This is a genomic window from Pseudooctadecabacter sp., from assembly GCF_965657175.1.
In the GTDB taxonomy this organism is placed as follows: domain Bacteria; phylum Pseudomonadota; class Alphaproteobacteria; order Rhodobacterales; family Rhodobacteraceae; genus Octadecabacter.
Genome location: NZ_CBFHNH010000001.1, coordinates 174,714 through 188,050, shown reverse-complemented (window position 1 = coordinate 188,050; position 13,337 = coordinate 174,714). Strand labels below are relative to the sequence as shown.

At 56.8% G+C, this 13,337-nt stretch carries 15 protein-coding genes and 1 pseudogene; 11 read left to right on the top strand and 5 right to left on the bottom strand.

What is annotated here, in order from left to right; genetic code table 11:
• The first annotated feature begins 3 nt into the window (after nucleotides 1–3).
• The 4 genes and pseudogenes from ACTG36_RS00915 to ACTG36_RS00900 all read left to right on the top strand — a co-directional run.
• Entirely contained in the window at nucleotides 4–1,374 is a 1,371-nt protein-coding gene (locus tag ACTG36_RS00915) for a tetratricopeptide repeat protein (RefSeq protein WP_375279461.1), read from the top strand.
• Nucleotides 1,367–1,771: a DUF6165 family protein gene (locus ACTG36_RS00910; RefSeq protein WP_375279460.1), complete on the top strand. Its 405-nt coding sequence runs from the start codon at nucleotides 1,367–1,369 to the stop codon at nucleotides 1,769–1,771. Before ACTG36_RS00915 ends, ACTG36_RS00910 begins: the two co-directional genes overlap by 8 nt.
• Nucleotides 1,768–2,529, top strand: a complete 762-nt coding sequence (locus ACTG36_RS00905; RefSeq protein ID WP_375279459.1) for an FkbM family methyltransferase — start codon at nucleotides 1,768–1,770, stop codon at nucleotides 2,527–2,529. The genes ACTG36_RS00910 and ACTG36_RS00905 overlap by 4 nt, the downstream gene beginning before the upstream one ends.
• A 72-nt stretch (nucleotides 2,530–2,601) precedes the next feature.
• Nucleotides 2,602–2,892, top strand: a pseudogene (locus ACTG36_RS00900) (flagellar motor protein MotB); the annotation flags it as partial.
• A gap of 92 nt (nucleotides 2,893–2,984) precedes the next feature.
• On the opposite strand, the gene flgA reads toward ACTG36_RS00900, so the two are convergent.
• Genes flgA through ACTG36_RS00885 form a run of 3 tightly spaced genes read right to left on the bottom strand, consistent with a single transcriptional unit; the run spans nucleotide 2,985 to nucleotide 4,297 of the window.
• Nucleotides 2,985–3,401, bottom strand: a complete 417-nt coding sequence (gene flgA / locus ACTG36_RS00895) for a flagellar basal body P-ring formation chaperone FlgA (protein ID WP_375279458.1) — start codon at nucleotides 3,399–3,401, stop codon at nucleotides 2,985–2,987.
• Nucleotides 3,398–4,183, bottom strand: coding sequence for a flagellar basal-body rod protein FlgG (gene flgG, locus ACTG36_RS00890; RefSeq protein ID WP_375279457.1), 786 nt, complete (start codon nucleotides 4,181–4,183; stop codon nucleotides 3,398–3,400). Before flgG ends, flgA begins: the two co-directional genes overlap by 4 nt.
• An 18-nt stretch (nucleotides 4,184–4,201) precedes the next feature.
• The gene (locus tag ACTG36_RS00885; RefSeq protein WP_375279456.1) at nucleotides 4,202–4,297 is read right to left on the bottom strand and encodes a hypothetical protein; all 96 of its coding nucleotides are present in this window, start codon (nucleotides 4,295–4,297) and stop codon (nucleotides 4,202–4,204) included.
• Here ACTG36_RS00885 and fliK point away from each other — a divergent pair.
• A complete protein-coding gene (fliK, locus tag ACTG36_RS00880; RefSeq protein ID WP_439141214.1) occupies nucleotides 4,296–4,943 on the top strand; it encodes a flagellar hook-length control protein FliK in 648 nt (215 codons plus the stop codon). The two genes, ACTG36_RS00885 and fliK, sit on opposite strands and share 2 nt — an antisense overlap.
• 12 nt (nucleotides 4,944–4,955) lie before the next feature.
• On the top strand, nucleotides 4,956–5,612 hold the full coding sequence (locus ACTG36_RS00875; RefSeq protein WP_375279454.1) for a flagellar hook capping FlgD N-terminal domain-containing protein: 657 nt from the start codon (nucleotides 4,956–4,958) through the stop codon (nucleotides 5,610–5,612).
• 2 nt (nucleotides 5,613–5,614) lie between these two features.
• Here ACTG36_RS00875 and ubiB read toward each other — a convergent pair whose 3' ends face one another.
• On the bottom strand, nucleotides 5,615–7,147 hold the full coding sequence (ubiB, locus tag ACTG36_RS00870) for a 2-polyprenylphenol 6-hydroxylase (protein ID WP_375279453.1): 1,533 nt from the start codon (nucleotides 7,145–7,147) through the stop codon (nucleotides 5,615–5,617).
• A 1-nt stretch (nucleotide 7,148) separates the two neighbouring features.
• Complete coding sequence (gene ubiE, locus ACTG36_RS00865) at nucleotides 7,149–7,895, bottom strand: bifunctional demethylmenaquinone methyltransferase/2-methoxy-6-polyprenyl-1,4-benzoquinol methylase UbiE (protein ID WP_375279452.1); 747 nt, start codon at nucleotides 7,893–7,895, stop codon at nucleotides 7,149–7,151.
• An 85-nt stretch (nucleotides 7,896–7,980) separates the two neighbouring features.
• On the opposite strand from ubiE, the gene mutM reads away from it, so the two are divergent.
• The 5 genes from mutM to dnaN all read left to right on the top strand — a co-directional run bounded on the left by mutM (nucleotide 7,981) and on the right by dnaN (nucleotide 13,238).
• Nucleotides 7,981–8,832 (top strand): bifunctional DNA-formamidopyrimidine glycosylase/DNA-(apurinic or apyrimidinic site) lyase, encoded by an 852-nt coding sequence (gene mutM / locus ACTG36_RS00860; RefSeq protein WP_375279451.1) that lies wholly within the window; start codon nucleotides 7,981–7,983, stop codon nucleotides 8,830–8,832.
• Between the two features lie 62 nt (nucleotides 8,833–8,894).
• The gene (locus ACTG36_RS00855; RefSeq protein WP_375279450.1) at nucleotides 8,895–9,671 is read left to right on the top strand and encodes an enoyl-CoA hydratase; all 777 of its coding nucleotides are present in this window, start codon (nucleotides 8,895–8,897) and stop codon (nucleotides 9,669–9,671) included.
• A gap of 148 nt (nucleotides 9,672–9,819) precedes the next feature.
• Nucleotides 9,820–10,083 (top strand): 30S ribosomal protein S20, encoded by a 264-nt coding sequence (rpsT, locus tag ACTG36_RS00850; RefSeq protein ID WP_296418191.1) that lies wholly within the window; start codon nucleotides 9,820–9,822, stop codon nucleotides 10,081–10,083.
• Nucleotides 10,084–10,659: 576 nt separating this feature from the next.
• Nucleotides 10,660–12,003 carry a chromosomal replication initiator protein DnaA gene (dnaA, locus tag ACTG36_RS00845; protein ID WP_375279449.1) on the top strand — a complete coding sequence of 448 codons (1,344 nt, stop codon included), beginning with the start codon at nucleotides 10,660–10,662 and terminating at the stop codon, nucleotides 12,001–12,003.
• A gap of 116 nt (nucleotides 12,004–12,119) precedes the next feature.
• Nucleotides 12,120–13,238 carry a DNA polymerase III subunit beta gene (gene dnaN / locus ACTG36_RS00840; protein ID WP_375279448.1) on the top strand — a complete coding sequence of 373 codons (1,119 nt, stop codon included), beginning with the start codon at nucleotides 12,120–12,122 and terminating at the stop codon, nucleotides 13,236–13,238.
• Nucleotides 13,239–13,337: the final 99 nt, after the last annotated feature.

The following is a 13,337-nucleotide window of genomic DNA, read 5'->3' as shown; positions in this document are numbered from 1 at the left end:
AACATGCAAAAGGATCAACGTGCGTCCTTACGTGCCCAGTCTGTGAATGCGCATCAGGCCGGACAAACAGCCGAAGCCTTGGACGGCTACACTCGGTATCTGGCGCGCTATCCAAACGATGCCGGCATTTGGACAAACCTGGGTGCGTTATTTCGCAAAACGGGTCAGCATAACAAAGCGCGGGTGGCCCAATCGCGGGCCTACGCCCTAGCGCCAGAGGACACGGGCGTTCTGAACAATTATGCCAACATCCTGTCGGATCTAGGGGAGTATGAACGCTCCATCCAGCTTCGCGAATATTCCCTAGCGAAGGACCCTCATCACCTGATGCATCACGCAATGATCGGGCGGTGCTATCGTGGGATGGGCCTTTATGAGGACGCGATCTCGTATCTGACCCCAAAGGTTGCAGAGTACCCCGATGAGACGGAGATCAAGCTGCAGCTTGCTTTCGCCCAGCTGGGCGCTGGGCACTACGGCGCAGCCTTCCGAACCTATGATGCGCGCTGGAACAGTGACGAATTGAAGCCCCCACAAATGCCATTTCCCAAATGGCAAGAGGGCATGTCGATCAAAGGTAAAACGCTTCTGATCATGCCCGAACAAGGCTTCGGGGACATGATCCTGATGTCGCGGTTCATTCCTTTGATTATTGCCCAAGGGGCCAAGGTGCGGCTTGTCGCCAAAAAACCCCTGATCCGGCTTCTGGAAGGTATTGACGGTATCGATTGGATCGGCACGTCAGCCAGCCCATCTGATCCGGTCGATCTGTGGGTGAGCCTGATGGATCTGCCCAAACTGGTCTATGGCCCCAAAGACAACGGTCCTGTGCCCGCCCCGACATCCCTGACGATACCTGCCGATGCCACCGATCGTGCGAAGGTTCTGACAGGCCAACATCAAGGCATGTTCAAGGTCGGTGTCGTCTGGTCCGGGTCTGCCACCTATAAAGGCAATACATTCAGGTCTTTCACCCATCGTGAATTTATCCCAATGGCGGGGCTTCCCAACGTACAACTGTTTTCACTGTATAAGGGTCCGTATCTTGAGGCTTACCAAGAAGACGGCACCGCAGCCCTGATCATCGACGCCGCCAGTACAGACCGCGATTTTGCGGATTGTGCGGCAACGATGAAAGAGATGGATTTGATCATCACATCCGATACAGCCACCGCGCATATCGCCGGTTCCTCGGGTGTGCCCACATGGGTCATGCTTCATTGGGACGCCTTCTGGGTTTACCGCCACCATGGCGAAACAACGTCTTGGTATCCGTCCATGCGGCTGTTCCGTCAGGACACGCCGCAAGATTGGTCCTCCGCGTTTCATGCGGCCACCGCCGCCCTTGCCGAAAAGGTATCCGATCATGGCTGACCACATTCTTGTGCCCACCGCACCGGGTGAGTTGATCGACAAACTCACCATCTTGCGTCTGAAAGAGGAACGCATCGACGATCCGGCCAAGGTGGCCAATGTCCGCGTTGAAAAGGACGCGTTGATGGCGACGGCCAAAGCGCATATCCCCGCCAGCGCCGATCTTGATGCCCTGTGGGAGGAGCTTTACCGCGTCAATGCGGACCTGTGGGTCATTGAGGATGACATTCGCGATTGCGAAAAGGCCAAAGATTTCGGAGACACGTTCATCCGTCTGGCCCGTGCCGTCTACATCACCAATGACCGTCGGGCTGATGTGAAAAAGAAAATCAATCTCCTGTTGGGGTCCGCCCTGATCGAAGAAAAATCCTACAGCGATCACGGGGTCGAGACATGAAAGATTCACTCAAAGAAGCGCAGAAAATTCTGCAAAATGAAGCACGTCGTCTGGCGCAAAAGCTCGAACAGGATACGACGCGGAAACGCGGCCCTGTGGTGCGACGCCTGCATGATGTTCGGCGGATGCTGTCGCCAGCTTATGCCTACACCTCTCAGGCTGGTCAGGATCTTGTCGTAGATCGGGTCATGAACGGCAAACGCGGCGGAACGTTTGTGGATGTCGGCGGCTATGACGGCACCACCGGGTCCAATACGTTCTATCTGGAAACCCACCGCGGCTGGACGGGTGCGCTGGTCGAACCGGTTCCGGCACAACTCGAAAAGGCCGAAACCGTGCGGCGTTGTCCCTGCCTTGGCCTTGCTGTTGCGGCCGAAGAGGGTGAGGCTGATTTCATCGAAATCACCGAAGGCTACACCCAGATGAGCGGCCTTGCCGCCACCTATGATAAAAAACTTCTCGGGACGGTGCGCAAAGACAAACGTCACAAGGAAAATACCCTCAAGGTGAAGACTCAGACACTGTCAGGCATCTTGAAGGACACAGGGATCGAGAACCCCGACTTCATTTCCCTCGACATCGAAGGCGGCGAATTGGCCTGCCTCAAATCCTTCCCGTTTGCGGATCATGAGGTGAAGGTCTGGGCGATTGAAAACAACACGGGAACGCCAGAGATCAAGAAAATCATGGACCAAAACGGCTATGATCTGATCGAGTTTTGCGGCCCGGATGAGATGTATTTGAAACGTTCTTCATAAGCACGCCCTAATCTGACCACAGGTCTGCACATCAAAACCTCTACCTCGGGACCAAACATCCTGAGGTGGACTATGGCTGACCGATCCAACGCGCCGATCATTATCAAACGAAAAAAGAAGGTGGTGGGCGGCGGTCATCACGGTGGCGCTTGGAAGGTCGCCTATGCCGATTTCGTAACTGCGATGATGGCGTTCTTTTTGCTGATGTGGCTTTTGAATGCGACAACTGAACAGCAACGCAAGGGCATCGCCGATTACTTTTCGCCCACAATCGCAATCAACCGCGTGTCGGGGGGTGGCGATGGTTTGTTTGGCGGCACGAATATAATCAGCGACGACAGTGCGATGCAGGATGGCAATGGCGACAATGGCGGTACCCCGTTCGATGGCACGCCCACAGTCAACGCAAAAAATCCGATGAGCGACGTTAATATCAAAATACGCATTGGGGGCTCCTACTGACTGACAAGGGCAACGCCGCTTTCGTGGATTTGTGCGGTGATGGTGGCGCGAGAAGACAGGTTCATCACTCGTATCCAGTCGCCCGGTCCGGCCCGATCTAAGGCGCGGCCTTCCGTGGAAATGACGATCCCGCCTTGGCGGTAGATGATCTGAATAATCTGGTTCCTTTCCACAATCGCAGGGGTGGCCAAATCGGCAGATCGGATCGGGCGACCGGCATAAAGCGCGACCCGTGCCTCCTGACCAATGGCCAAAGCTGGGTCCGCTATGCCACCTGCCACAGAGACATCGCGGATCAAGATATCTTCGGGCGCAAGGATGGTTCGGGCTGGTATGGTGCGCGCCGCGATCAAAGTTTCCGCGCTGACGAAGCTACCTGCACAGCACATCAAAAGGGCCAAACGTATCATCGGATCTGCACCATGGATCCCATCATCTGATCTGCGGCGGAAATCACTTTTGAATTCAGTTCATACCCACGTTGGGCCTTGATAAGGTCGGTGATTTCCTGAACCGGATCGACGGAGCTGTCCTCCAGATATCCTTGTCGCAACACCCCCAGTCCATCCTGACCGGGTGTGGTGGCCACAGATGGGCCAGATGCGGGCGTTTCCAGAAACAGGTTCGAACCGATCGCTTCAAGCCCCTTCGCGTTTGTGAAACCGGACAGATTGAACTGACCCAACAGTTGCGGTTCAATCTGGTCTCGGAAGAAGGCATAGACCTCCCCCTCGGCATTGATCGAAATGGACCGTGTGTCTTGAGGGATGGTGATATCGGGCACCACCGGGTAGCCATCTGACGTGACGATCAACCCATCGCCCGTCAGTTTCAGCGAGCCATCCCGCGTATAGGCGGCGCGACCGTCTGGCAGCGTAACCTCGAGGTAGCCGTTTCCTTCGATCGCGACGTCCAAATCACCACCCGTGGCCGCCAATGACCCTTGGCTTAACATTATCGAAACCGAAGACGGGCGGACCCCAAGGCCAAGTTGGACACCGGTTGGCAGGACCGTCCCGTCCGAGGCATTAATGGTGCCCGGTCGTTGAAGTTGTTGATAGTGCAGGTCCGCAAATTCGGCGCGTCGGGCGTTGTAGCCTGTCGTGCTCATATTCGCGAGGTTGTTTGAGATCACCTCAACCCGCGTTTGTTGGGCCGCCATACCGGCAGCCGCAATTCTAAGGGCACGCATAGGAATGCCTCCTTTAGGTTATTTGCCAAGGGCGCGGATCGCGCCTCTGATGCGTTCGTCTTCTTTGTCCATAAAGCTTTGGCCAAGTTCATAAGCGCGCTGCACTTCGATCATGCGGCCGATTTCGAGGATGATGGATACCCCAGCGCGGGCATCACAACTATCTTCCCCAGCGTCCGTTCTGTCTGCCGGTTTGCCCGCCGCGACGCCTTACGCGGGCGCATCCTTTGGCCCGTTGCTTTCGGACACGATTGAAGATTTTTCCGTTCATGGGACGAAAGGTGATCCTTTAACAGACGACATTGGCCTGATTGCAAGCCATTCGTCATCGGCGAATGGTATCGCATCGCCCCAAATCTCGATCCCCCGCGTCGCGGCGCACATCGTTGCGCAGCAAATTGCGGCCTCGGTTGCCCAATCATCCGCTGCCAGTACACAGATCGTCCTCAACCCGGAGGAGCTGGGTTTTGTTCGTATTTCGCTGACCACCAGTGATGCGGGGCTTGTTGTGAATATCGTGGCGGAAAGACCTGAAACGACGGACCTTTTGCGGCGCAATATCGACAGCCTGATGCAGGAATTCGCCTCCATGGGCTATGACAATCCCTCTTTCTCATTTGAGGGGCGCGAAGGCCGTACCACCGATCAGAGCGAGCAGACCTCTACCGAAGGTCTGCATTCTGAGGGTGAGACGGCTGTAGCGCCTGCCGTTCAGCATCGATCAAGAACCGCCTCAGGCGGACTTGATTTGAAACTTTGACAAGGACAGAAAATGGAACTGACCCAACCCAACGCAGCGTCGCTGCCGTCGTTCGCGCCGCAGGCAGAAACATCCGAAGCTGTCATCAGCTCCGATTTTGAGACGTTCTTGAAAATGTTGACGGTCCAGATGGAAAATCAGGACCCTCTCGATCCCACAGACTCGGCGGAATATGCCATGCAACTGGCGACGTTTTCGGGTGTTGAACAACAAGTCCTGACAAACGATCTGCTTAACGCCCTCATGATGCAAATGAACACCACGGGCATGGCGCAAATGGCGGATTGGGTCGGCAAAGAAGCGCGCTCACCCATGCCTGCCTATTTTGATGGTAGCCCAATCACGATCGCACCAAACCCGGCCGTCGCTGCAGATACTGTGGAATTGGTCGTTTTGGATGAAGACGGAAATGAAGTCGAAAGGTCGGAGATTCCTGTTTCTGCCGATCCGATCGAATGGGCTGGCACATCAGACGATGGCACGCCCTATCCCAACGGAATTTATGAATTCCGCGTGGTCAGCTCGTCCAATGGTGAGGTTTTGATAAACGAAACGGCGGACGTCTATGCCCGCGTTCAAGAAGTCCGCAGTGAGAACGGACAGGCCATTTTGGTTCTGCAAGGGGACGTTGCCGTGCTGGCATCGGATGTATCTGCCCTGCGGGAGTGACGTCAGCTCAACACGTCGATCAGGGCAATCACAGCAGCCGTCAAACCGGCGCCCAGACTGATCCAGCCTAAGGTAGGCCAATAGGACCTGCGCGGGGCAGGGGCGGGATCATCGCCCAGACGGATCAAAGCGGCTTCGGCGAGGGCAGGCAAACGCGGCCCGAACCTTGCCAAGACCCGCGCGGTCTTCACCAAGTCTTCGACAGCGGCCCGCGGGCCGATGCTGTCTTTGATGTAGGTCTCCACCACCGGTTTCGCGGCATCCCAGATGTTCATGCGATGATCAAACGTCCGTGCCACGCCTTCGACGACGACCATGGTCCGCTGAAGCAAAATCAATTCGGTCCGGGTTTGCATCCCAAACCGTTCGGTCACTTCGAACAGGTAGGACAACAATCGCGCCATTGAGATTTTCTCAGCGTTCATCCCGAAAATCGGCTCGCCCACCGCACGCAGTGCGCGGGCGAATTCATCGACGTCGCGATCGGCTGGAACGTAGCCTGCTTCGAAATGAACCTCTGCTACGCGTTTGTAATCGCGCCGGATAAACCCGAACAAAATCTCCGCATACACTCGACGTGTGTATTCATCCAAATGCCCCATGATCCCGAAATCATAGGCCACGATGTCCCCGTTTTCCGCGATCTTCAGGTTGCCATGGTGCATGTCGCCATGAAAATAGCCGTCTCGGAGGGCGTGGTTCAAAAACAGCTGCAAGACGCGGCGGGACAGCTCTGTCCGGTCATGCCCCGCAGCCTCAATCGCCTCGACATCGGCCGCGTTGATGCCGTCGACCCAATCCAGCGTCATCACCCGCCGCCCGGACAGGGACCAGTTGACCATGGGCAAAGAAAACCCGGCATCGTCCTTGGTGTTGTCCGCAAACTCAGAGGCCGATGCACTTTCCAAACGCAGATCAAGTTCGCTCAGTACGACCCCTTCGAAGTGTTCGATCACATCGACAGGCCGGAGCCGCCTTGACGACGGCGACACCATATCCACGACGGATGCGGCCAAGTAAAAGGCGTCAATGTCCTTTTGAAAGGCCTTCTCAATACCCGGACGCAACACTTTGACAGCCACAAAGGACCCGTCATCGGCCAGCCGTGCTTTGTGCACCTGCGCGATGGAGGCTGCGGCGACAGGCTCCGAAAACTCGGAAAACATCTGATCCAGAGGCTGGCCCAACTCCCGTTCAACCTCCGCCTTGGCGATATCCACAGGGAAGGGCGGCAATTTGTCCTGCAAAACCCGCAATTGCAGCGCCAGATCATTGCCAACCACATCGGGCCGCGTCGACAGGATTTGCCCGAATTTGATGTAGGCGGGGCCCAGCGCTTGCAACGCCCGCGTCACGGGCGGTTGTTTTGGATCGCCCTTTAGCCCCAGCCATTGGAACGGCCAGACCAGCCCCCGCATGACCATTCGCACTGTCGCCGGTGCCTCGACCGCATCCATAATCACCTTCATCGCGCCCGTGCGTTCCAACGTGGCGCCGGTCCGGATCAGACGGATGATATTGTGCGGCCCCCGCATGTCAGAGCTTCCAACCGGAATGCAAACACGCAATCCCAAGGCTTAGGTTGCGATACTTGGCGTTGTCGAAACCCGCCGTGCGGACCATGCCAAGGAAGGTGTCCTGATCGGGGAACTTGCGGATCGATTCCACCAAATACTGATAGCTGTCGCGATCCCCCGTAATGACCTGCCCCATCACCGGAATGGCGTTGAAGGAATAAAGGTCATACATCTTTTGAAGCATGTCGTTGGGGATCTGGCTGAATTCCAGCACCATCAAACGTCCGCCAGGTTTTAAAACGCGGTAGGCTTCATTCAACGCTTCCTGTGGGCGCGTCACGTTTCGGATGCCGAAGCTGATGGTGTAGACGTCGAAGGTGTTATCCTCAAAGGGCAGGGCCATCGCGTCGCCCACGACCCAGTCCAAAGATGCCTCCAACCGTTCGGCCTCAGCCCGTTTTCGGCCTTCGATCAACATCGGTTCGGTCAAATCCAGTACCGTCGCATGCCCGGACCCGGCCCGTTTCAAGAACCGGAATGAGATATCGCCCGTGCCACCGGCCACATCCAGCAATCGCTGGCCCGGACGCGGGGCCAGCCAATCCATCATCGCGTCTTTCCACAGCCGGTGGATGCCAAGCGACATCGCGTCGTTCATGACGTCGTATTTGCTGGCCACACTGGAAAACACGCCCTGAACCAATCCGGCCTTTTCGCCCTCGGGTACGGTTTCGAAACCAAAATGGGTTGTCTTGTCGTCGCTCATTTCACGGGCACCTTGCGCAGTTCACATGGCAGATATAGCGTGCCGCCTTCAGATACAAACGGCCAAATCAGCGCGGGGATGCGGGATGCCTGAATTACCAGAGGTCGAAACCGTGCGTCGCGGACTGGCCCCTTCAATGGAAGGGCAGGTTATTGCAAAGGCCGAGGTCAACCGACCCGACCTGCGCTGGCCCTTCCCCGACAATATGGCGGACCGCCTGACAGGTGCCAAGGTTACGGCGCTCCGGCGGCGGTCCAAATACGTGCTGGCCGATCTAGACACGGGCGAAACGCTGATCATTCACCTCGGGATGTCTGGCCGCATGACCGTGTCGGGCGACCCATTAGGGCAGTTCCACCATGACCACCCCGCGCCCGAAAAGCACGATCATGTCGTCTTTCACATGGGCAATGGCGCGCGCATCACGTTCAACGACCCGCGCCGCTTCGGTGCCATGGATTTGGCCGTAACTGACGCGCTTGAAGACCACTGGCTCATCAATACCATCGGGCCTGAACCCTTGGGCAATGGGTTTAACGAAGACTACCTGACCGCCAAATTGGCCAGTAAAAACACCCCCATCAAAACCGCGCTTCTGGATCAGCGCATCGTTGCGGGCTTGGGCAATATCTACGTGTGTGAGGTCCTGCACCGCGCTCGCATCAACCCCAAGCGCAAGGCGGGTGCTTTATCCAAATCCCGCGTGGCCCGTATTGTACCCATCGTCCGCGATGTTCTGGCAGAGGCAATTGCTGCAGGCGGATCTTCCTTGCGCGACTATCGGCAGGCCGACGGCGAACTGGGGTATTTCCAGCACGCGTTTCAAGCCTACGACCGCGATGGCCAGCCCTGCCAGACCCCCGGTTGCACCAGCACCATCGCCCGTATTGTGCAGTCGGGCCGGTCCACATTCTACTGCCCAAAATGCCAAAGATAGCTTGATCGCCGCGCCACTTGGGGTATTCGTAGCGGCTCATGTCCTCAACGGGAGCCTCCCAAATGGCCTATGAAACCATCACAGTCGATATCTCGGACGATGTCGCCCTGATCACCCTCAATCGCCCTGACGCGCTTAATGCACTGAACTCCAAACTGATGGAGGAGTTGTCAACGGCGGTGGCCGAGGCTGACGCGTCAGACAAAGTGCGCTGCATCGTTCTGACAGGGTCGGAAAAGGCATTCGCCGCAGGGGCCGACATTAAGGAAATGGCGGACAAGTCCTTCGTCGACATGTACCGGCAAAACTTTTTCGGTGAGGATTCCGACCGCTTTTTGCGCGTGCGCAAGCCGATCATCGCCGCCGTCGCGGGCTACGCGCTGGGTGGAGGGTGCGAATTGGCTATGATGTGCGACTTCATCATCGCTGCGGACACGGCCAAATTTGGCCAACCTGAAATCAACCTTGGCGTGATCGCTGGCATCGGTGGCACACAACGTCTGACCCGCTTTGTGGGCAAATCCAAATCCATGGATATGCATCTGACCGGCCGTTTCATGGACGCAGCAGAGGCCGAAGTCTCTGGTCTTGTAAGCCGCGTGGTCCCGGCCAAAAAACTCAAGGACGAAGCCATGGGCGCCGCTCAGCGGATTGCTGAAAAGTCCCTGCTGGCTTCTATGGCGGTCAAGGACGCGGTGAACCGGTCCTATGAAACAACGCTGGCCGAAGGCATCAACTACGAACGCCGCTTGTTCCAGTCTCTCTTCGCGACTGAGGATCAGGCTGAAGGCATGGCATCCTATGTGGAAAAACGCGAACCGCAGTTCCGCGACAAGTAGGGGTTTGCCAAACCCCGCCGTGTCGCCTATACGCGGCGCTGAAATGCGCGTGATGCCCGCTCAAGGCTCGAATCAATCCCGGTTGCGGTCTGCCGGTGGGTTGCGTGCGTTACTGAAATTTTGACGTACAAACCGAAAAGAGACTGACATGGCCAATTCACCACAAGCCAAGAAGCGCGCCCGCCAGAATGAGCGCCGTTTTGAAATCAACAAAGCCCGCCGTTCGCGCATCCGCACATACCTGCGCAAAGCAGAAGAGGCGATCGCCTCTGGCGACAAAGACGCAGCCGCTGCTGCTGTCCGTGCTGTTCAGCCCGAACTGATGCGCGGCGTGTCCAAAGGCGTCTTCCACAAGAACACCGCTGCCCGCAAAATGTCCCGCCTCGTGGCGCGCGTCAAAGCGATCGGCTAAGCCATCGACTGAATATTGGGCGACACGTGATTGCGCCCGATTCTTTGGTTAACAACTTAAAAGGCGGTCCTTTGGGGCCGCCTTTTGCGTTCAGGAGTCTCATTTTTGCCATCGCCGAAAACGACTTTTCCTTGAGATTCAAAGGCCCGCCAGATTCGTTTCAGGCCTTTCCATGTCAAGGCCAACCTTGCTGTTGAAATCGTCTCATACGCGGGGCTAATCTCACCAAGCGATTCATTTTCGTTCCTGGGGGAGCGTGGGAAAGCAAAGCAGAGCGTTGGGACAGTTTGCATCGGCAAACAAACGGTCTGAGCCTTAGAAATAAGGCTGATTTGCGATACCATGAATCGACAGAGTGTGGGAGCTTTGTCGATTTTATGTGACCATGTTGTCTGCGATGCCGCCAATGGTGAGGGGAGTATGACCCCAACCCAGCAGTGGCTTTACGCAACGGTCTGAAAGGCCTGCCGCCGCACATCTTCGTGCGGCGAACAGTGACTTTCGTCCTCGGGAACCAAACGATCCGCATCAACGTGGTGGCAGCCACAATCGTAGTTTGGGACAGACGGGGAAGACATGACACAAGTGCACTGGGAACAGGTAAAGGCGGACATGCGGTCGGCCATTGGTGCAGGCAATTATAAAAGCTGGATTGAGCCTTTGTCTCTCATGACTGCGGACCAAGGTGTGGCCCACCTCGGCGCGCCCAGCCCGTTTCATGGTGACTACGTCAGCAAGACCTACGGCGATCAGATCGTCTACCACCTGAACCGTCAGGGCCTGTCCGTGCAACGTTTGGCCTTCGACACTGTCGCGTCCAAACCGGCCAACGCCGTCAAACCCGCCGCCCCAACTGCCGCCGCACCCAAATCTGTTGCGAACACCGACGCCCAACCGGACCAGCGTTTTACCTTCGACACCTTTGTCGTCGGCAAACCGAATGAGCTGGCCCATGCTGCCGCAAAACGCGTGGCCGAAGGCGGCCCCACGACGTTCAACCCGCTGTTTCTTTATGGCGGCGTCGGTCTGGGCAAAACCCACCTGATGCATGCCATAGCCCACGAACTTGGCGAAAAACGCCCTGATTTGAACGTCCTCTACATCTCTGCCGATCAGTTCATCTATCGGTTTATTTCCGCCTTGCGGGACCGGAAGATGATGGATTTCAAACAGCACTTCCGGTCCGTGGACGTGTTGATGGTCGATGATATCCAGTTCTTGGAAGGCAAAGAATCCACGCAAGAGGAATTCTTTCACACCTTCAACGCGCTGGTAGATCAAAACAAACAGCTGATCATTTCGGCGGATCGTGCACCCGGTGAAATTCGGGATCTGTCTGAGCGGATCAAATCCCGTCTGCAGTGTGGTCTGGTGGTTGACCTGCACCCCACAGATTTCGAACTGCGTCTTGGCATCCTGCATGCCAAACAAGAAACCTATCATAGCATCTATCCGGGCGTGGACATTGCCCCCGGCGTGCTGGAATTCCTCGCACATCGTATCTCCAGCAACGTCCGCGTTCTTGAAGGCGCGTTGAACCGGCTCTATGCGCTGGCGTCGCTTGTCGGGCGGACTGTGACGGTTGAGATGGCACAGGATTGTCTGTCGGACATCCTGCGGGCATCTGATCGCAAGCTGACGATTGAGGAAATCCAGCGTAAGGTGTCTGAACATTACGACATCCGCCTCAGCGACATGCTTGGCCCCAAACGGACCCGCACACTTGCTCGTCCACGTCAGATGGCCATGTGGCTGTGCAAACAACTGACCACGCGCAGCCTTCCCGAAATCGGGCGCAAATTCGGCAAACGCGACCACACAACCATCATGCACGGCGTGCGCAAAATCGACGAATTGCGCCAGTCCGACAGCCAGATCGCGGATGATCTGGAACTCCTGCGCCGCGCGCTCGAAGATTAAGCACCGCCAGCCCTTGTGCAAACCCTGTGATCCGTCCACAAAACCCTTGTGGACGGGGCAAAAACCGCTAATTTCAGCGTCCCGACACCACGGGCATGATTGACGGAGACAGGGCCATGAAACTCAGCATTGAACGCGCAACACTGCTTAAGGCCGTGGCGCAAGCCCAGTCGGTCGTCGAACGCCGCAACACCATCCCGATCCTCGCCAACGTCTTGATCGAAGCCGAAGGCAGCGACGCGACTTTCCGTGCCACGGACCTCGACATCGAAGTCGTGGACAAGGCACCTGCACAGGTCGAACGGGCCGGTGCCACGACGGTGTCGGCGGTGACATTGAACGAAATCGTACGGAAGCTGCCGGACGGCGCTTTGGTCACATTGACTGAAGACAGCGCTTCTGGTCGTCTGACGATTGAAGCGGGCCGGTCGAACTTCTCGCTTGCGACATTGCCGAAAGAGGACTTCCCAGTGATGGCGTCCTCCGACTATGCCGCCAACTTTTCTGCACCTGCGCCAGTGCTGCGCCGCCTCTTTGACAAGTCCAAATTTGCAATCTCAACCGAAGAAACCCGCTACTATCTGAACGGCGTTTACATGCACGTCTCAGAAGCGGACGGCGGCAAAGTGCTGCGCTGTGTGGCCACTGACGGTCACCGCCTGGCCCGAATTGACGCGGAATTGCCCATGGGCGCAGAAGATATGGCTGGCGTGATCGTGCCGCGCAAAACCGTGGGTGAGCTGCGCAAATTGTTGGACGACGACGATATGAAAATCGCGGTGTCCGTGTCCGAGACCAAGATTCGTTTCGCGACCCCTGACATCACGCTGACCTCCAAGGTCATCGATGGTACCTTCCCAGACTACACCCGTGTCATCCCGCAGGGGAATACCCGTAAGCTTGAGGTGGATGCATCCGAATTTGCCAAGGCTGTGGACCGTGTGGCGACAGTGTCGTCGGAGCGGTCCCGCGCGGTTAAGCTGCAGTTGGACGAAGACCGCCTTGTGTTGTCCGTCAACGCGCCAGACAGCGGTGCGGCGGAAGAAGAACTTGCTGTTGCCTATGGGGACGAGCGGTTGGAAATCGGGTTTAACGCTAAGTACCTGCTGGAAATCGCGTCTCAAGTGGATCGCGAGAATGCAGTCTTTATGTTCAACTCTTCGGGTGATCCGACATTGATGCGTGAAGGCAACGACACCTCCGCCGTTTATGTCGTGATGCCCATGCGCGTGTGACCCGAATTCCGGAATTTTGGCGGGACGAACAAAATTCCGGAATTTTGTTCTGCCACCGGCGGGAGTTTTTTGGGTCAGATGAACAGGGCGGGGCACTGC